An 18,886-nucleotide genomic window follows, 5' to 3' on the forward strand; every position below is an offset into this window, starting at 1 on the left:
ATATCGCGAGATCACCAGGGCTTCCTTGTTGGCCAGCAGCACCCGCTTGCCGGCGCGCACCGCGGCAAGCGTCGGCAGCAGCCCCGCGGCGCCGACGATGGCCGCCATCACCACGTCCACCTCGGTGTCGCTTGCCACCTCGATGAGCGCCTGCTGCCCGGCCCGCACCTCGGTGGCCAGACCCGCCTGCAGGAGGCGCTCACGCAGCCAGGCGGCATCGTGCTCCTCGTCGAGCACGGCCAGGCTGGGTCGATGGCGCAAACACTGGGTCAGCAGCGCCTCGCGGGAGCGGTGGGCAGTCAGCGCATGCACCCGGTAACGTTCGGGGTGGCGTGCGATCACGTCCAGCGTGCTGGTGCCGATGGAACCGGTCGCTCCCAGCACCGTCACGCCCTGTTGCCGGCGAGAGTCGCTCATCTCACGGCGATCCACGCTACAGGACCCCGAGCGAGAGCAGCGCGAACAGCGGCACCGCGGCGGTCAGGCTGTCGATGCGGTCGAGTACGCCGCCGTGGCCCGGCAGCAGGTTGCTGGAGTCCTTGATACCGCGGAAGCGCTTGAGCATGCTCTCGAAAAGATCGCCCATCACCGAGACCAGCGTCACGATCGCCGTGACCACGACCAGCCCCAAGCCAGCCGCCGCACCCAACCCCTGCCAGGTGGCAAATACCAGCGCCAGCATCAGCGTCACCGCCAGCCCGCCGGCCACGCCTTCCCAGGACTTGCCCGGACTGACCGCCGGCGCCAACTTGCGCCTGCCCCAGGCGCGACCGCTGAAATAGGCGCCGATATCGGCCCCCCATACCAGCAGCAGCACGTAGAGCAACCAGATGCCGCCGGTATCGCGCAGCACGTTGAAGCCGACCCAGGTCGGCAGCAGCACCCACAGCCCCATGCTCAGGCGCATGGCCATGGACTGCCACTGCTCACTTCGCGCAGGGTACTGAACGATCCAATAGAGATTGACCAGCCAGCCAGCCACGGCCAGCCACAGGAGCCCGACCGACAGCGCAGCGCCTGCTGCCCACAGCACGAGCATCAGCAGCGCCATGCCCGCCACCAGGGCCAGCCGCCGGGTCGTCTCGCTCACCCCGGCCAGATTGGTCCATTCCCAGGCGGCCAGCAGCACGATGCCGCCGGTGAAGAGGGCAAAGGCACCGCCCGTAAGGCCGAACAGTCCGGCCAGCATCAGCGGCGCCAACCATGCCGCCGTAATGACTCGCTGTCTAAGCACCTTCAGCCTCGATCTGTTCGTCGGTCATACCGAAGCGGCGCTGCCGTCGGCGGAAGTCGTCCACTGCCAGGTCGAAGGCATCGCCATCGAAATCGGGCCACAGCAGCGGCGTGAAATAGAGCTCGGCATAGGCCATCTGCCACAGCAGAAAGTTGGAGATGCGCTGTTCGCCGCTGGTGCGGATGCACAGATCCACCGGCGCCTCATCGGCCAGGCAAAGCTCGCCCTGCACGGCGTACTCATCGACCGCAGCCGGATCCAGCTCCCCGGCCGCAGCACGCTCGGCCAGGCGGCGCGCCGCCATGGCAATGTCCCAGCGACCGCCATAGTTGGCCGCGATCACCAGATGCATGCGCTGGTTGTCGCGGGTCAGCGCCTCGGCCCTGTCGATGTGCTTCTGGATCGAGCTGGAGAAGGCGGAGCGGTCGCCAATCACCGAGAGCCGGATGCCGTTCTTGTGGAGCTTCTTCACTTCACGCTTGAGCGCGAGGAGAAACAGCTCCATAAGAGCGCTCACTTCAGCCTCGGGGCGACGCCAGTTCTCGCTGGAGAAGGCGAACAGCGTCAGGGTCTCGATGCCGCGCTCGGCGGCGCGCCGGATCACCGCCCGCACGGCCTCGACGCCGGCATGATGGCCACGGATACCGGAGAGCCCTCGCGCACGCGCCCAGCGGTTGTTGCCGTCCATGATGACCGCCACATGGCGCGGCAGGCCGTCGCCGGGGGGCTTCGGTGGCATCTTCGATGCAGAGGTCTGCGCTGACGTCATGATGTCTCGCAATGGCGGTGGGAGATCCGGGTGGCCAGGCAGGGCCACCCGGCGCTGCTCAGACCTGCATCAGGTCGTGTTCCTTCACTTCGAGCTGCTTGTCGATCTCGCCGATGTACTTGTCGGTCAGCTTCTGGATCACGTCTTCGGCACGGTGCTGCTCGTCCTCGGAGATCTCTTTCTCCTTGAGCAGGGCCTTGAGATCGCTGTTGGCATCGCGGCGTACGTTGCGCACCGCCACGCGGGCGTTCTCGGCCTCGGAGCGGGCCTGTTTGATGTAGCCCTTGCGGGTCTCTTCGGTGAGCATCGGCATCGGCACACGAATCACGTTGCCGGCGCTCGACGGGTTGAGGCCCAGGTCGGAGGTCATGATCGCCTTCTCGATCTTGGGCACCATGTTCTGCTCCCAGGGCACCACGGAGAGGGTGCGGGCATCTTCGATGTTCACCGAAGCGACCTGGTTGAGCGGCACCTGGCTGCCGTAGTAGTCCACGGTGACTGAGTCGAGGATGCTGGAGTGAGCACGCCCGGTACGAATCTTGTTGAAGTTGGCATGAAGGGCCTCGAGGCTCTTCTTCATGCGACTTTCTGCATCTTTCTGGATGTCATTGATCACGGTGTCAACCTCTGTCTATCAGCGTGCCTTCCTTGCCGCCCACCACCAGATTCAGCAGGGCGCCCGGCTTGTTCATGTTGAAGACGCGAACCGGCATGTCATGGTCCCGCACCAGGCAGATAGCGGTCAAATCCATGATGCCGAGCTTCTGGTCGAGCGCATCATCGTAGCTCAGATGATCGTACTTGACTGCATCGGCGTGCTTGACCGGATCCTTGTCGTAGACCCCATCCACCTTGGTGGCCTTGACCACCACATTGGCGTCGATCTCGATGCCGCGCAGACAGGCGGCCGAGTCGGTGGTGAAGAAAGGATTGCCGGTACCGGCGGAGAACAATACCACGTCGCCGGAGGTGAGGTAGCGAATCGCCGTGCGGCGGTCGTAGTGCTCGACCACGCCGCTCATGGGAATGGCCGACATCACCCGCGAGCGGATGTTGGAGCGCTCCAGCGCGTCGCGCATGGCCAGGGCGTTCATCACCGTGGCCAGCATACCCATGTGGTCGCCGGTGACCCGATCCATGCCCGCTGCGTTGAGCGCCGCGCCGCGGAACAGATTGCCGCCGCCGATGACGATACCGACCTGTACACCGATACCCACCAGTTGACCGATCTCCAGTGCCATGCGGTCGAGCACCTGCGGATCGATGCCGAAATCGTGCTCGCCCATCAGCGCTTCGCCGGAGAGCTTGAGCAGGATGCGCTTGTACTTCGACTTGTCGGTACGGGGCTTGGCGAGGCTGTCGACGTGATCGGTCGGGGGCATGGCAACTCTCCTGGCGTCAAGGGGATGAAGCTACTCTACTACGTCCGGCGCGGGAGCCGGATACGAGAAGGCGTGCGCTCTCGCGCACGCCGTTCTCGAGCTGGAACCTCTGACCTTAGCGACGGCCAGCCTGTTCCATGACTTCCTTGGCGAAGTCGACCTCTTCCTTCTCGATGCCCTCGCCCACTTCGAAGCGGGTGAAGCCAAGCACCTCACCGCCGGCGGCCTTGACGAACTCGGCCACGGACTGGTTCGGATCCTTGACGAAGGGCTGCTCGGTCAGGCTGTTCTCGGCCAGGTACTTCTTCAGGCGGCCTTCGACCATCTTCTCGGCGATCTGCTCGGGCTTGCCGGCCATGTCGGGCTGAGCCAGGATGATCGCCTTCTCCTTGTCGAGCTGCTCCTGAGGCATGTCCTCGGGAAGCGCCACGGCCGGGTTGATCGCGGCCACGTGCATGGCAACGTCCTTGGCCACTTCGCTGTTACCGCCCTTGAGCACGGTGAGCACGCCGATGCGGCCGCCGTGGACGTATTCGCCCACCAGCGCGCCTGCCGGCGCCTCGACGACGGCGCAGCGACGCACACCGATGTTCTCGCCGATCTTCTGCACCAGCTGCTCGCGAGCGCTCTCGAGCTCGCCGGCCATCACGGCAGCCACGTCCTCGCTCTTGGCGGCGAAGAAGGCGTCGGCGACCTTGTCGGCGAAGGCCTTGAAGTTGTCGTCGCGTGCGACGAAGTCGGTCTCGGAGTTGATCTCGACCACCACGCCGTAGCTGCCGTCTGCGGCGACACGGGTCACCACGGTGCCTTCGGCGGCGGTACGGCCGGCCTTCTTGGCGGCCTTCAGGCCGGAGCTCTTGCGCAGGTTCTCGATGGCGAGTTCGATGTCACCACCCGCTTCGGTGAGTGCTTTCTTGCACTCCATCATGCCGAGCCCGGTACGCTCGCGCAGCTCCTTGACCTGGGAAGCGCTGATCGCTGCCATGGTAATTCACCTCTTGGTAAGTGGAACCCGGGTTGATCCAGGTTCGACCTGGGAATAAGGGCGCCGGGCCCGAAGGCCCGGTGAACACTCGCTCCGCCGTGGCGGAACGGTAGCGGGCGGACGCACTGGGCGACCGCCCTGCCGAGCCGGCAGTGCCGGCTCGAGCAACGCGCCGTTACTCGGCGGCGGCAGTAGCGTCGCCGCTTTCACCCTCGGTGACCTCGACGAACTCGTCGGGACGACCTTCTTTCGCACGCGCACAGGCGTCGGCAATCGCCTTGACGTAGATCTGGATGGCGCGAATGGAGTCATCGTTGCCGGGTATCACGTAGTCGACGCCGTCCGGATCGGAGTTGGTGTCCACCACGCCGATGACCGGGATGCCGAGCTTGTTCGCCTCGTTGATGGCGATGCGCTCGTGGTCCACGTCGATGACGAACAGCGCGTCGGGCAGACCGCCCATCTCCTTGATGCCGCCGATGGAGCGCTCGAGCTTGTCCTGCTCGCGAGTCGCCATCAGGACTTCTTTCTTGGTCAGCTTGTCGAAGGTGCCGTCCTCGCGCATGGTCTCGAGGTCGCGCAGACGCTTGATCGACTGACGGATGGTCTTGTAGTTGGTCAGCATGCCACCGAGCCAGCGGTGGTTGACGAACGGCATGCCGACGCGATTGGCTTCTTCCTTGATGATCTTGCTCGCGCTGCGCTTGGTGCCGACGAACAGGATCTTGTTGTTGGAAGCGGCCATCTTCTCGACCACGTCGATCACCTCGTTGAGGGCCGGCAGGGTGTGCTCGAGGTTGATGATGTGGATCTTGTTACGAGCGCCGAAGATGAACTTGCCCATCTTCGGGTTCCAGTAACGGGTCTGGTGACCGAAGTGTGCGCCTGCCTTGAGCAGGTCACGCATGTTGACGTGTGCCATGGATGACTCCTGAAAATCGGGTTAGGCCTCCACGCACCCCATGGATCCGACCGCCGGGAAGAACCGCGGCAGCACCCGGGACCATGTGCCGGTACGTGTGTGTTTTCAAGGCTGTTGAGTTAACGGCTCGAGTCGTGCTGCGCCAGGCGCTTGGGCGACTCGCCGCCGACGCCGTCGCTGCCTCGCCGGCCGGCCGTTTGGCCTGGACCCTGACGATTGCAGGAAAGCGCGCGGCTTTATACCATAGTTCATCCACGAGATGAAGTCGCCCGCCGCCTTATCCCATGCTGCCGGCACTGCCATTCCTCTGATACGAGACTCCATGAACATAGCCATCAAGACGCCCGACGAGATCGAGAAGATGCGCGAGGCCGGTCGCCAGGCCGCCAGCGTGCTGGAGATGATCGCCCCCCACGTCCAGGCCGGCGTGACCACCGGCGAGCTGGATCGCCTGTGCCACGACTATATCGTCAACGAACTGGGCTCCACTCCGGCACCGCTCAACTATCACGGCTTTCCCAAGTCGATCTGCACCTCGCTCAATCACGTGGTCTGCCACGGCATTCCCGATCCGGACAAGAAGCTGAAGAAGGGCGACATCATGAACGTCGATGTCACCGTGAAGACCGCCGACGGCTACCACGGCGACACCAGTGTGATGTTCATCGTCGGCGAGAACATCCAGGGCGAGCGGCTGTGCCGGGTGACCCAGGAGTGCCTGTACAAGAGCATCGCCCTGGTGCGGCCGGGCGCGCGCCTCTCCGAACTGGCTCGCGCCATTCAGGGCCATGCCGAGGTCAACGGCTACTCGGTGGTGCGCGACTTCTGTGGCCACGGCATCGGTGCCACCTTCCACGAAGACCCCCAGGTGCTGCATTATGACGGCTACGCGCCCGAGGCCGACGCTACCCTGGCCGCCGGCATGTGCTTCACCATCGAGCCGATGATCAACGTCGGCGGGCACCAGACCAAGGTGCTGCGCGACGGCTGGACCGCGGTGACCCGGGACAAGAGCCTGTCCGCACAGTGGGAGCACACCCTGCTGGTCACCGAAACCGGCGTCGAGGTGCTCACGGCGCGCCACGAGGAAGATTTCTCCTTCCTCGACCACTGAGTCGAGCCAACATGCTGCTGCACCACTACCGTTTCGTTCCCGATGAGACGCTGTTCGATGCTGCCACCTTCCGCAGCGAACTCGCCGGCACTCGCTCGCCGATAGCGCCGTTCAAGGCGGCGCTGCGCGACATTCAGCAGCGCCTGGACGAGCGCTTCCGTGCCGGCGCCGACATTCGCGACTTGGTGCACGGCCGGGCCTGGTGTCTCGACCAACTGCTCGGCGTGGCGTGGTCGCTGCAGGAGTGGCCCGACGACGGCGTGGCGCTGCTCGCCGTGGGCGGTTACGGACGCGGCGAACTCCACCCACGCTCCGACATCGACCTGATGCTGTTGCTGGCGGACGACGACGACTCGCCCTATCGCGAGCCGCTGACCGCCTTCATCACCCTGCTGTGGGACATCGGCCTGGAGATCGGCCACAGCGTGCGCTCGCTGGCCGACTGCGAACGTGAGGCCAGTGCCGACATCACCATCATCACCAACCTGATGGAGTCGCGCACCCTGGCCGGCCCCGAGTCGCTGCGCGAGGCGATGAAGGCGCGCATCGCGCCCGAGCGCATCTGGCCCGCCGACCGCTTCTTCGAAGCCAAGTGGCAGGAGCAGATCAGCCGCCATCACCGCTTCAACAACTCCGAGTACCACCTCGAGCCCAACATCAAGAGTTCACCGGGCGGGTTGCGCGACATCCAGATGATCGGCTGGGTGGCCAAGCGCCACTTCGGCAGCCAGCGCTACGGCGACCTGGTGGCGAACGGCTTCATGAACGACGCCGAGCTGCACATCCTGAGCCAGGGCCGGGCCTTCCTGTGGCAGGTGCGCTATGCCCTGCACATGCTCACCGGGCGCGCCGAGGATCGCCTGCTGTTCGACCACCAGCGCACCATCGCCGAGCTGTTCGGCTTCCGCGATACTCCCGAGCGCCTGGCCGTCGAACAGTTCATGAAGCGCTACTACCGCCACGTGACGGCGCTGGCGGGGCTCAACGACATGCTGCTGCAGCACTTCGACGAAGCCATCCTGCGCGGCGGCGAAAAGCTCGAGATCACCGACCTCAACGAGCGCTTCGTGATCGAAGGGAGCTATATCAAGGCGCGTCACCGCTCGGTCTTCCGCGAGCACCCCTACGCGCTGCTGGAGCTGTTCCTGCTGATGGCGGAGCATCCCGAGATCGAGGGCGTACGCGCCGACACCATCCGCTTGATTCGCGACAACCGTCATCTCATCGACGACCTCTACCGCGACGACGCCCAGCACCAGCACCTGTTCATGTCGCTGCTGTGCTCGAGCGGCAACGTGGCGCGTCAGCTCAGGCGCATGAACCGCTACGGCGTACTCGGCAAGTACCTGCCGGAGTTCGGCCAGGCGGTAGGGCTGATGCAGCACGACCTGTTCCACATCTATACGGTGGATGCCCACACCCTGCGCCTGCTCAAGTTCATTCACCAGTTCCGCAAGCCCGAGGCCCGCGAGGAGTTCCCGGTGGTGGCGGAACTGGTGCATCAGCTGCCCAAGCTGGAGCTGCTGTGGATCGCCGGGCTCTATCACGACATCGGCAAGGGCCGCGGCGGCGACCACTCGATTCTCGGCGCCCACGACGTGGAGCGCTTCGCCGAACGCCACGGCCTGTCGAGCCGCGACACGCGGCTGGTGAGCTGGCTGGTGGAGAACCATCTGGTGATGTCGATGGTGGCCCAGAAGCGCGACATCACCGACCCCGACGTGATCCGCGAGTTCGCCGCCCACGTCGGCGACGAGACCCGCCTGGACTACCTCTACGTGCTGACGGTGGCCGACATCAACGCCACCAACCCGACGCTGTGGAACGGCTGGCGGGCCTCGCTGCTGCGTCAGCTCCACGCCGAGACCAAGCGCGCCCTGCGCCGCGGCCTGGACAACCCCCTCGACCGCGAGGAGTGGGTCGCCGAGACGCGCAACGAGGCGCGCTCGCTGCTGGCGGCCGTGGGCGCCGACCTGGAGCGGGTCGAGCGCCTGTGGGAGCTGCTCGGCGAGGAGTACTTCCTGCAGTACGCCCCCAGCGAGATCGTGTGGCAGACCATGGGCATTCTCGCCCATGGCGGCTCCGAGCTGCCGCTGATCCTGATCAGCGCCCCCGCCGACGACATGTCCGACGGCGGCACCAAGGTGTTCATCCACACCCGTTCGGTGGATGACCTGTTCGCCGCCACCGCCGCCGCCATGGAGCAGCTCGGACTGTCGATCCACGACGCCCGCATCGCCACCTCGAGCAACGACTGGACGCTCAACACCTTCATCGTGCTCGACGATCTCGGGCGAGCCATTCGCGATCCGGCCCGCATCGAGGAGATCCGCGCGCACCTGGTCGAGGAACTCGACGACCCCGACGACTACCCGCAGATCGTCACCCGCCATACGCCGCGCCAGCTTCGCCACTTCAAGGTGCCCACCGAGGTGCTGATCGAGCAGGACCCGGCCAACGAGCGTACCCTGCTGGAGCTGACCGCTCCCGACCGCCCCGGCCTGCTGGCCCGGGTCGGGCGCATCTTCATGGAGCAGGACATCTCGCTCTCGGCGGCCAAGATCGCCACCCTGGGCGAGCGGGTGGAGGACGTCTTCTTCATCACCGACAAGTCGGGCGCACCGCTGACCGACCCCGAGCGCCAGCAGCGCCTGCGCGCGAGGCTGATCGAAGTGCTGGACGTGGCGGGCTGAGACCCGCCGCGCTTGGCGCCAGGAGCGCTACTGGTCTGCGCCGAGCGCGATTGCTTTAAGCCGGGCGCGATTGGTTTGAGGCAAGTCAGGGGCTTCCCTATAATCGTCGGTCTGCCCGCAGCCACGACAACGACGCCGCTTACCGGCGCCTGGACACCATGAACCCCGATCTCGACGCCCTCAAGCCCTATCCCTTCGAGAAGCTCGCCACGCTCAAGGCCGGTGTGACGCCACCTGCGCAGCTCGCGCACATCCCGCTGACCATCGGCGAACCGCAGCATGCGCCCTTCGCCGAGGCGCTGGCGACGCTGCACGAACACCAGCTCGATTTCGCCCGCTACCCGGCCACCGCCGGCATCCCCGAGCTGCGTGGCGCCATTGCCGACTGGGCCCGTCGTCGCTTTCGTCTCGACGGGCTCGACCCCGAGCACCAGGTGCTGCCGGTCAACGGCACCCGCGAGGCGATCTTCGCCTTCGTCCAGGCCGCGCTGGACCGCAGCCGCCCGGCACGGGTGGCGGTGCCCAATCCCTTCTATCAGATCTACGAGGGCGCCACCCTGCTCGCCGGCGGCCAGCCGCTCTATCTGGACTGCCGGGCCGAGAGCGGCTTTCGCCCCGACTTCGACGCCGTGCCGGCCGAAGTGTGGCGCGAAGTGCAGATTCTTTTCCTCTGCTCGCCGGGCAACCCCACCGGCGCGGTGACGCCGCGGGCCGAGTTCGAGAAGCTGATCGCCCTGGCCGACGAGTTCGATTTCATCATCGCCTCCGACGAGTGCTACTCCGAGCTCTACCTGGACGAGGACGCACCGCCGCCGGGGCTGCTGGAAGCCTGCGCGGCGATGGGCCGCCACGACTACCGTCGCTGCCTGGTGTTCCATTCGCTCTCCAAGCGCTCCAACCTGCCCGGGCTGCGCTCGGGCTTCGTCGCCGGCGACGCCGAGTTGATCGCCCCGTTCAAGCGCTACCGCACCTATCACGGCTGCGCCATGTCGCTGCCGCTGCAGTACGCCTCGATCACCGCCTGGAACGACGAGGCCCACGTGCGTGCCAACCGCGATGCCTACCGCGCGAAGTTCGCCGCGGTGACCGAAATTCTCGCCCCGGCGCTTGAATTTCCCGCGCCCGAAGCCAGTTTCTACCTATGGCCGGCGGTACCGGGCGGTGACGACGAAGCCTTCACCCGCGAGCTGTTCGCCGCCGAGCACGTCAGCGTGCTACCGGGCAGCTATATGGGTCGCCCCGCAGCCGGCGACGGGATGGGTCGCGAGAATGGCCGGGGCGTGAACCCCGGTGCCGGGCGCATCCGCCTGGCGCTGGTGGCCGAACTCGAGCCCACCGTAGAAGCCGCCGACCGGATTCGCCGTTTCATCGAAAGGAGGGCATGATGGCAACCCTGTTCGTGATCAAGAGCTGCGACACCTGCCGCAAGGCACGCAAGGCGCTGGACGAGAAGGGCCTGCCGTATCAGGTCCACGACCTGCGTGAAGACGGGCTTTCCGCCGCCCTGCTCGAACACATTCTCGCGCGCGTGCCGGTGATGGAGGCGCTCAACCGGCGCAGCACCACCTGGCGCAATCTCCCCGAAGAGGACAGGCAGGATCTCGACGCCAACAAGGCCCGCGCCTTGATCATGGCCAACCCCACCCTGCTCAAGCGACCGCTGCTCGATACCGGCGACGAGATTCGCGTCGGCTATCGCGACGGCGACTACGACGACCTCAAAGGCTGACCCCTTTCCATAAAGACTTACCATCAAGAAACGAGGACACCCCATGTTGAGTTTTGCCTTCGGAATCGGCACCCAGAACACCCAGGGCGACTGGCTGGAGATCTACTATCCGGCCCCGCTGCTCAAGCCGGATGCCAGCCTGGTAGCAGCCGTCGGCAAGGTGCTCGACATCCCCAGCGGCAACGGTGCTGTCAGCTTCCTGCCGGAGCACTGCGGCGACATCGCCGAGGCGCTCAAGGCCGCAGGCCACGTGGCCCAGGCCGAACTGGCCGAGGCACTGGCCGTCAGCCAGCGTCCGCTGGTCGCCACCTTCATCGACAGCGACGTGCCGCCGCAGAGCGTGCCCGAGGTGTACCTCAAGCTGCACCTGCTGTCGCACCGTCTGGTCAAGCCCCACGGGCTCGATCTCACCGGCATGTTCGGCCTGCTGCGTAACGTGGCCTGGACCAGCGAAGGCCCGATCGACATCGACGAGCTGCCCGCCCGGCGCCTCAAGGCGCGCCTCGAAGGCCGCGCACTCTCGGTGGACTGCGTCGACAAGTTCCCCAAGATGACCGACTACGTGGTGCCCAGCGGCGTGCGCATCGCCGATACCGCCCGGGTACGCCTGGGCGCCTACCTCGGCGAAGGCACCACCGTGATGCACGAGGGCTTCGTCAACTTCAATGCCGGCACCGAAGGCCCCGGCATGATCGAAGGGCGCATCTCCGCCGGCGTGCTGGTGGGCAAGGGCTCCGACCTGGGCGGCGGCTGCTCCACCATGGGCACCCTCTCCGGCGGCGGCAACATCGTGATCAAGGTCGGCGAAGGCTGTCTGATCGGCGCCAATGCCGGTATCGGCATCCCCCTGGGCGACCGCTGCACCGTGGAAGCCGGGCTCTACATCACCGCCGGGGCCAAGGTCACCCTGCTCGACGACCAGGGCCAGGAGGTCAAGACCGTGGCGGCCCGCGAGCTGGCCGGCCAGAGCGACCTGCTGCTGCGCCGCAACTCGCAGAACGGCCGCATCGAGTGCCTGACCAACAAGAGCGCCATCGCGCTCAACGAGGCCCTGCATGCCAACGACTGAGCCACAGGGACTCTCCCCGACCCTGCAGCTCGCCATGGAGCTGATCCGCCGGCCCTCCGTCACTCCCGACGACCTGGGCTGCCAGGCGCTGATGATCGAGCGCCTGGAGCGGCTCGGCTTTCACGTCGAACGTTTGCCCTTCGGCGACGTGGAAAACTTCTGGGCGACCCACGGCCACCACGGTCCCGTGCTGGCCTTCGCCGGCCATACCGACGTGGTACCGAGCGGGCCGCACACCTACTGGGAGTACCCGCCCTTCGAGCCCTGCATCGATGACGACGGCATGCTGCGAGGCCGCGGCTCCGCTGACATGAAGGGCAGCCTGGCGGCCATGATCACCGCGGTGGAGCGCTTCGTCAGCGCCCACCCCGACCACCATGGTCGTATCGCCTTTCTGATCACCTCCGACGAGGAGGGGCCGGCGGTGGACGGTACCCGGGCCGTGGTGGAGCACCTGCGCGAGCGCAACGAACGCCTCGACTACTGCGTCGTCGGCGAGCCCTCCTCCACCGACGTGCTGGGCGACGTGATCAAGAACGGCCGCCGCGGCTCGCTGGGCGGCGTGCTGCACATCAGGGGCATCCAGGGCCACGTGGCCTACCCGCACCTGGCGCGCAATCCCATCCACCAGGCCATGCCTGCGCTCGATGCCCTGGTGCGTGAACACTGGGACTCGGGCAACGACTTCTTCCCCGCTACCAGCTTTCAGATCTCCAACATCCGCGCCGGCACCGGGGCCACCAACGTGATCCCCGGCGACGTGGAGGTGGTGTTCAACTTCCGTTTCTCCACCGAGGTGACCCACGAGCAGCTGCGCGAGCGCACCCAGGCCATCCTCGACGCCCACGGCCTCGAGTATCAGCTTGACTGGACCCTCAACGGCGAGCCGTTCCTGACCGCCGAAGGCGAACTGGTGGATGCCGCCCTGCACGGTGTCGAAGCCGTACTCGGCCGGCGTCCCAAGCTCTCCACCAGCGGCGGCACCTCGGACGGACGCTTCATCGCCACCCTGGGCAGCCAGGTGGTGGAGCTGGGGCCGCGTAACGCCACCATTCACCAGACCAACGAACGCGTGCGTGCCGCCGATCTGGACGACCTGAGCCGGATCTACGAAGCGATTCTGGGTAAGCTCTTCGTCAACGGCTCCGCCCAGCCCTGAATACGCCAAGGAAGAGTTCACCATGCCCGACTCGCACGACAGCCAACTGCACTATCCGGACATCGAGGTCTACCTGCGCCAGGCGCCGCTCGAGGCCATCGACGCCTGGTTGGGCGAAGCGCTGGACGCAGCCCCGCTGCGTGCGGCCGGGCGCAACAAGTGGCAGACCCGGGGCCACTACGACGGGCAGGTCGTGCCGGTACTGCTGGTGGAGAAAGCCGCCGACGGCTTTGCCAGCCTGTGGTTCGACAGCGACCGTACGCCCTGGCCGCGGGACTGCGACTGCGCCCGCGACGCCGCCGCCCGGCTCGGCTGCGAAGTGCGCTGCTCGCTGGGCGGCTGGCAGCCCGGCGACGACCCCGACCGCTTCTGGCAGGTGCTCCCCGACGGCAACGAAGGCGCCATCGACTGGCCCGACTCCGGCCAGTGACCCGAAACGACATCGCCCCGCGAAAGCGGGGCGATGTTCTTGAGCCTGACCAGCTGGCGAAAGCTGGCGAGCGATGACCAGGCTAGGCGGAAGTGCTCTCTTTCCACACTCCAACAACGCCTGGTCGAGCACAGGCGCTTCGTTCAAGTTATTACCGTGACGTCGTCGGCCTGCAGCCCCCGATCATTTTCGATCACGTGGTAGCGCACCTTCTGGCCCTCGGCCAGGGTACGGTGGCCACGACCGCGAATGGCGCGAAAATGGACGAACACGTCTTCACCCGTCTCGCGCTTGATGAAGCCGTAACCCTTGTTGACGTTGAACCACTTCACTTCGCCGATTTCGCGGTCGTCGTTTTCCACCTCGGCGAGTACCGCAAGCCGGGGGCTGAAGGCGTGAAGGGTGAGAGTGGCGATCAGCAGCAGCACGAAGGCGGCGGCAGCCACGGCAAGATAGCCCGGCGCCACGCCGCCGCCCTCCAGAATGGGGAACAGCTGAGCCGCCAGCTCGCCGCCGAACAGCGAGAGAAAGAGAACGATCAGCAGTGGAGCCGGCAGTGCCAATAATAGGCTGATCAACGTACAGCGAAAGATAACCTTGCGATTCATGGATCCGTATTGCTCACTTGTTATGTGGAATGTTGAAACGAGATATCTATGACGACACGACCCGAGGCCTCGTCGACCGATGAAGGTGTCACGATGAACAGCGACACGCAGCGCGACGATTCTAGCATGAGCCCCGAGAATGCGCTCGCTGCACGCCTGGAGGCGCTGGAAAGCCGTATCGCCTACCAGGAGCACTGGCTCGACACGCTGGATCAGGCCGTCGCCGGCCAGGAGCGGCGCCTGGCTCAGCTGGAGCGCATCAATGCGCTGATGCAGGAGAAGCTGCGCGATCAGCAGCAGGCATTGCAGGAAGCGGAGATGGCGGCACCGTCACCGCAGGATGAGGTGCCACCGCACTATTGACCCGCCTGGCCAGAGATTGACGCCACCAACACAAGCGGCGCTGGGGGCAGGCCTGAGAGGGGGTCCGATGCCATGGATGGCATCGGTAGCGCCCAGGGATGGGTTCACAGCGCCCCCGAACGGGCCTGTCGCCAGGAAGCCGCGGGCTTATAGCCAAGCAGCTTCCAGGTTTGTTTACAGATCGTCCAGGTAGCGCTCCGCATCCAGCGCCGCCATGCAGCCGGTGCCGGCAGAGGTCACCGCCTGGCGGTAGACGTGATCCATCACGTCGCCGGCGGCGAACACGCCAGGAATGCTGGTGGCGGTGGCATTGCCCTCGAGGCCGGACTTCACCTTGATGTAGCCGTCATGCATCTCCAGTTGCCCCTCGAAGATGCCGGTGTTGGGGCTGTGGCCGATGGCGATGAACACGCCAGGCGCTTCGATCTCCTTCACGCTGTCGTCGAGGGTGGAACGGATACGCACGCCGGTCACGCCGCTGGCGTCGCCCAGCACCTCTTCCAGCACGTGGTTCCACTCGAGCACCACGTTGCCGCTCTCGGCCTTCTCGCGCAGCTTGTCCTGCAGGATCTTCTCGGCGCGCAGGCTGTCGCGGCGGTGTACCAGGGTCACCTTCGACGCGATGTTGGAGAGATAGAGCGCCTCTTCCACGGCGGTATTGCCGCCGCCCACCACCACGACCTCCTTGTTGCGATAGAAGAAGCCGTCGCAGGTAGCACAGGCCGACACCCCCTGGCCCATGAACTGCTGCTCCGAGGGCAGCCCCAGGTAGCGGGCGCTGGCACCGGTGGCGACGATCAGGGCGTCGCAGGTGTAGCTGCCACTGTCGCCCTTCAGGGTGAAGGGGCGGTTGCGCAGGTCCACCTCATGGATATGGTCGAACAGCACTTCGGTATCGAAGCGTTCGGCATGGCGCTTCATGCGCTCCATGAGCTCGGGCCCCTGCACCCCGGCATCGTCGCCGGGCCAGTTGTCCACGTCGGTGGTGGTGGTCAGCTGACCGCCGGCCTGGATACCGGTGATCAGCACCGGCTTGAGATTGGCCCGTGCCGCATAGACGGCGGCGGTATAACCGGCCGGACCGGAACCCAGGATGATCAGGCGTTCGTGACGCGCTTCGCTCATGAAGAGATCCTCGCTGTTCGAAAACGCAAAGAGGGGAGTTGACTCGCTCCGGTCGCGGTCATTGCCTGTTGCCGGAGAGACGGTTGCCGCCATTGTACCAGCCCATGGCTCGCGGTGGGTGTATCCAAGCTCGGCCCCTGAAGCACGGGCCTGCCTACAGCACCTCGTCATCGCGACCCAGCATCAGGCTCTCCAGCTCCCCATCCATGGGCGACACGTCGACCCGCACCTGGATCGGCGCGCAGCAGAACGGGCAGTCCTCCCAGGTCTGGTGGCTGCCTTGGGAGAGGTCCAGCGGCAGGTCGAAGGGCATGCTGCAGTAGGGGCAGTGAACGGAATGGCTGTCGAGGCGCTCTTCATGCATGACGAAACTCCCGGCGCCAACTCCTCCCCCGGCGGAGCCTCGGCGCCATGCAACGGATTTTCCTTCAGCATAGAAACCTTGGGCAGCGCTTGAAAGGGGGACCTATCATGACCATGTGATAAAGACGAGAGTACGAAAAGGACCGTTCTCAACCGTGACAGGAGGCCTTCATGAGCCGTGACGAGATGCCGGATACGCTGCAGACCCTGGCCGCAGACGGCACCACTTATCACTACTACTCGCTGCCCAAGGTGGCCGAGGAGATGGGCAACATCGACCGGCTGCCCAAGACGCTGAAGATCCTGCTGGAGAATCAGCTGCGCTTCGCCGACGACCCGAGCGTGGCGCGCGAGGACATCCAGGCATTGATCGACTGGCAGCAGGGCGGACGCTCGAATCGCGAGATCGGCTATCGCCCGGCACGGGTGCTGATGCAGGACTTCACCGGCGTTCCCGGCGTGGTGGACCTGGCCTCGATGCGCGCCGCGGTGGAAAAGCTCGGCGAGGATCCGTCACGCATCAACCCGCTGTCGCCGGTGGATCTGGTCATCGATCACTCGGTGATGGTGGACAAGTTCGGCAACCCCACCGCCTTCAAGGACAACGTCGCCATCGAGATGGAGCGCAACCGCGAGCGCTACGAGTTCCTGCGCTGGGGTCAGGACGCCTTCGACAACTTCAGCGTGGTGCCGCCGGGCACCGGCATCTGTCATCAGGTCAACCTGGAGTACCTGGGCCGCACGGTGTGGACCAAGGAGGAGAGCGGTAAGACCTTTGCCTACCCCGACACCCTGGTAGGCACCGACTCCCACACCACCATGATCAACGGCCTCGGCGTGCTCGGCTGGGGGGTCGGCGGCATCGAGGCCGAAGCCGCCATGCTCGGCCAGCCGGTGTCGATGCTGATTCCCGAAGTGGTCGGCTTCAAGCTCACCGGCAAGCTCAAGGAAGGCATCACCGCCACCGACCTGGTGCTGACGGTGACCCAGATGCTGCGTAGCCGCGGCGTGGTAGGCAAGTTCGTCGAATTCTACGGCGACGGCCTGGCCGACCTGCCGCTGGCCGACCGCGCCACCATCGCCAACATGGCGCCGGAATACGGCGCCACCTGCGGCTTCTTCCCGGTCGATGACGAGACCTTGGCCTACCTGCGCCTGACCGGCCGCGACGACAGCCTGATCGCTCTGGTGAAGGAGTATTGCCAGGCCCAGGGGCTGTGGCGAGAGCCCGGCGACGAGCCAATCTTCAGCGACACCCTGCACCTCGACCTGAGCGACGTCGAGGCCAGCCTGGCCGGCCCCAAGCGGCCTCAGGATCGGGTGGCGCTCAAGGACATGAAAGCCACCTTCGAGAAGCTGATGCAGGGGGAAGAGAACGGCAAGGCACCGCCCAGCGAAGAGAAAGGTCGCCTGTTCTCCGAAGGCGGGCAGACCGCCGTCGGCGTCCACGACAGCTACGAGCATCATGACAGCCAGAACGTCGAGCTGGACGGCGAGCAGTTCAAGCTCAACCCCGGTGCCGTGGTCATCGCCGCCATTACCTCCTGCACCAACACCTCCAACCCCAGCGTGATGCTGGCCGCCGGCTTGCTGGCACGTAATGCCCGCGCCAAAGGGCTCACCACCAAGCCGTGGGTCAAGACCTCGCTGGCGCCGGGCTCCAAGGTGGTCACCGAATACCTGGCTGCCGGTGACGTGCAGGACGATCTGGATGCGCTGGGCTTCAACCTGGTGGGCTACGGCTGCACCACCTGTATCGGCAACTCCGGTCCGCTGCCGCCGCCCATCGAGAAGGCCGTGGAAGACGGCGACCTCACCGTGGCCTCGGTGCTCTCCGGCAACCGCAACTTCGAAGGGCGCATTCATCCGCTGGTGAAGACCAACTGGCTCGCCTCGCCGCCGCTGGTGGTGGCCTACGCCCTGGCCGGCAACGTGCGCCTGGATCTCACCCAGGACCCGCTGGGCGAGGACCAGGACGGCAATCCGGTCTATCTGCAGGACATCTGGCCCTCACAGGCCGACATCGCCAATGCGGTGGAGAAGGTCAAGACCGAGATGTTCCGCAAGGAGTACGCCGAGGTGTTCGAGGGCGACGAGACCTGGAAGGCGCTGCAGGTGCCCCATAGCCAGGTCTACGAGTGGTCGCCCTCTTCCACCTACATCCAGCACCCGCCCTTCTTCGAGGGCATGGGCCGTACCCCGGAGCCGATCGAGGACGTCAGAGACGCCCATATCCTCGCCATCCTGGGCGACTCGGTGACCACCGACCACATCTCGCCGGCCGGCTCGATCAAGCCCGACAGCCCTGCCGGTCGCTATCTGCAGGAGCGCGGTATCAAGCCGGTGGACTTCAACTCCTACGGCTCCCGGCGCGGCAATCACGAAGTGATGATGCGCGGCACCTTCGCTAACGTGCGTATCCGCAACGAGATGCTCGACGGCGTGGTGGGCGGCGAGACCCGCCACGTGCCCTCGGGCGAGCAGATGGCGATCTACGATGCGGCGATGAAGTATCAGGAGATGGGCACGCCGCTGGTGGTGGTGGCCGGCAAGGAGTACGGCACCGGCTCGTCGCGGGACTGGGCGGCCAAGGGCACACGGCTGCTCGGCGTGCGCGCGGTGCTGGCCGAGTCCTACGAGCGTATCCACCGCTCCAACCTGATCGGCATGGGCGTGGTACCGCTGCAGTTCCCCGAGGGCGAGAGCCGCAAGACACTCGGCCTGACCGGCGACGAGACGATCTCCATCGAGGGGTTGGCCGACCTCACCCCGGGTGGCCAGGTCACGGTCACGGTGAAGAGCGCCAAGGGAGAGAAGAAAATCGAAGCCCTGTGCCGCATCGACACCGCCAACGAACTGGAGTACTACCGCCACGGCGGCATTCTCCACTACGTGCTGCGGCGGATGATCGGCGCGGCGTAGGCCTCTACCAACTGCCCTC

18 protein-coding genes and 1 pseudogene are annotated in these 18,886 nt (G+C 65.8%); 9 read left to right on the plus strand and 10 right to left on the minus strand.

Annotated features, from left to right (window positions below):
* From B8115_RS22650 to rpsB, 7 genes and pseudogenes are all read right to left on the minus strand, one after another.
* Nucleotides 1-417, minus strand: a pseudogene (locus B8115_RS22650) (1-deoxy-D-xylulose-5-phosphate reductoisomerase); the annotation flags it as partial.
* A 16-nt stretch (nucleotides 418-433) separates the two neighbouring features.
* Nucleotides 434-1,234, minus strand: coding sequence for a phosphatidate cytidylyltransferase (locus tag B8115_RS22655; protein ID WP_026038331.1), 801 nt, complete (start codon nucleotides 1,232-1,234; stop codon nucleotides 434-436).
* Entirely contained in the window at nucleotides 1,227-2,003 is a 777-nt protein-coding gene (uppS, locus tag B8115_RS22660; protein WP_026038332.1) for a polyprenyl diphosphate synthase, read from the minus strand. The genes B8115_RS22655 and uppS overlap by 8 nt, the downstream gene beginning before the upstream one ends.
* 58 nt (nucleotides 2,004-2,061) lie before the next feature.
* Complete coding sequence (gene frr, locus B8115_RS22665) at nucleotides 2,062-2,619, minus strand: ribosome recycling factor (RefSeq protein WP_010630157.1); 558 nt, start codon at nucleotides 2,617-2,619, stop codon at nucleotides 2,062-2,064.
* A 4-nt stretch (nucleotides 2,620-2,623) separates the two neighbouring features.
* Nucleotides 2,624-3,385: a UMP kinase gene (gene pyrH / locus B8115_RS22670; protein WP_010630158.1), complete on the minus strand. Its 762-nt coding sequence runs from the start codon at nucleotides 3,383-3,385 to the stop codon at nucleotides 2,624-2,626.
* A 115-nt stretch (nucleotides 3,386-3,500) separates the two neighbouring features.
* Nucleotides 3,501-4,370, minus strand: coding sequence for a translation elongation factor Ts (gene tsf / locus B8115_RS22675; protein WP_010630159.1), 870 nt, complete (start codon nucleotides 4,368-4,370; stop codon nucleotides 3,501-3,503).
* A 175-nt stretch (nucleotides 4,371-4,545) separates the two neighbouring features.
* Entirely contained in the window at nucleotides 4,546-5,292 is a 747-nt protein-coding gene (gene rpsB / locus B8115_RS22680) for a 30S ribosomal protein S2 (protein ID WP_010630160.1), read from the minus strand.
* A 322-nt stretch (nucleotides 5,293-5,614) separates the two neighbouring features.
* On the opposite strand from rpsB, the gene map reads away from it, so the two are divergent.
* The 7 genes from map (at nucleotide 5,615) to B8115_RS22715 (ending at nucleotide 13,486) form a co-directional block, all read left to right on the plus strand.
* A complete protein-coding gene (gene map / locus B8115_RS22685; protein ID WP_010630161.1) occupies nucleotides 5,615-6,406 on the plus strand; it encodes a type I methionyl aminopeptidase in 792 nt (263 codons plus the stop codon).
* 11 nt (nucleotides 6,407-6,417) lie between these two features.
* Nucleotides 6,418-9,099, plus strand: coding sequence for a [protein-PII] uridylyltransferase (locus B8115_RS22690; RefSeq protein WP_010630162.1), 2,682 nt, complete (start codon nucleotides 6,418-6,420; stop codon nucleotides 9,097-9,099).
* A 158-nt stretch (nucleotides 9,100-9,257) separates the two neighbouring features.
* Complete coding sequence (gene dapC / locus B8115_RS22695; RefSeq protein WP_010630163.1) at nucleotides 9,258-10,484, plus strand: succinyldiaminopimelate transaminase; 1,227 nt, start codon at nucleotides 9,258-9,260, stop codon at nucleotides 10,482-10,484.
* A complete protein-coding gene (locus tag B8115_RS22700) occupies nucleotides 10,484-10,828 on the plus strand; it encodes a Spx/MgsR family RNA polymerase-binding regulatory protein (protein WP_010630164.1) in 345 nt (114 codons plus the stop codon). Before dapC ends, B8115_RS22700 begins: the two co-directional genes overlap by 1 nt.
* A gap of 43 nt (nucleotides 10,829-10,871) precedes the next feature.
* Complete coding sequence (gene dapD / locus B8115_RS22705; protein WP_010630165.1) at nucleotides 10,872-11,897, plus strand: 2,3,4,5-tetrahydropyridine-2,6-dicarboxylate N-succinyltransferase; 1,026 nt, start codon at nucleotides 10,872-10,874, stop codon at nucleotides 11,895-11,897.
* The gene (gene dapE / locus B8115_RS22710) at nucleotides 11,884-13,056 is read left to right on the plus strand and encodes a succinyl-diaminopimelate desuccinylase (protein WP_026038333.1); all 1,173 of its coding nucleotides are present in this window, start codon (nucleotides 11,884-11,886) and stop codon (nucleotides 13,054-13,056) included. Before dapD ends, dapE begins: the two co-directional genes overlap by 14 nt.
* A gap of 22 nt (nucleotides 13,057-13,078) precedes the next feature.
* Nucleotides 13,079-13,486: a hypothetical protein gene (locus B8115_RS22715; protein ID WP_010630167.1), complete on the plus strand. Its 408-nt coding sequence runs from the start codon at nucleotides 13,079-13,081 to the stop codon at nucleotides 13,484-13,486.
* Nucleotides 13,487-13,629: 143 nt separating this feature from the next.
* On the opposite strand, the gene B8115_RS24095 is transcribed toward B8115_RS22715, so the two are convergent.
* The gene (locus B8115_RS24095) at nucleotides 13,630-14,094 is read right to left on the minus strand and encodes a cold-shock protein (protein ID WP_026038334.1); all 465 of its coding nucleotides are present in this window, start codon (nucleotides 14,092-14,094) and stop codon (nucleotides 13,630-13,632) included.
* Nucleotides 14,095-14,142: 48 nt separating this feature from the next.
* Here B8115_RS24095 and B8115_RS22725 point away from each other — a divergent pair, with 48 nt between their 5' ends.
* On the plus strand, nucleotides 14,143-14,457 hold the full coding sequence (locus tag B8115_RS22725; RefSeq protein ID WP_010630169.1) for a SlyX family protein: 315 nt from the start codon (nucleotides 14,143-14,145) through the stop codon (nucleotides 14,455-14,457).
* Between the two features lie 174 nt (nucleotides 14,458-14,631).
* On the opposite strand, the gene trxB is transcribed toward B8115_RS22725, so the two are convergent.
* Nucleotides 14,632-15,582 carry a thioredoxin-disulfide reductase gene (trxB, locus tag B8115_RS22730; RefSeq protein WP_010630170.1) on the minus strand — a complete coding sequence of 317 codons (951 nt, stop codon included), beginning with the start codon at nucleotides 15,580-15,582 and terminating at the stop codon, nucleotides 14,632-14,634.
* Nucleotides 15,583-15,736: 154 nt separating this feature from the next.
* Nucleotides 15,737-15,946, minus strand: coding sequence for a CPXCG motif-containing cysteine-rich protein (locus B8115_RS22735; RefSeq protein WP_010630171.1), 210 nt, complete (start codon nucleotides 15,944-15,946; stop codon nucleotides 15,737-15,739).
* A 170-nt stretch (nucleotides 15,947-16,116) separates the two neighbouring features.
* On the opposite strand from B8115_RS22735, the gene acnA reads away from it, so the two are divergent.
* Entirely contained in the window at nucleotides 16,117-18,867 is a 2,751-nt protein-coding gene (acnA, locus tag B8115_RS22740; RefSeq protein WP_010630172.1) for an aconitate hydratase AcnA, read from the plus strand.
* The last annotated feature ends 19 nt before the right edge of the window (nucleotides 18,868-18,886 follow it).

Origin of the sequence: Halomonas sp. KM-1 (assembly GCF_000246875.1) — a bacterium.
GTDB lineage: Bacteria > Pseudomonadota > Gammaproteobacteria > Pseudomonadales > Halomonadaceae > Halomonas > Halomonas aerodenitrificans.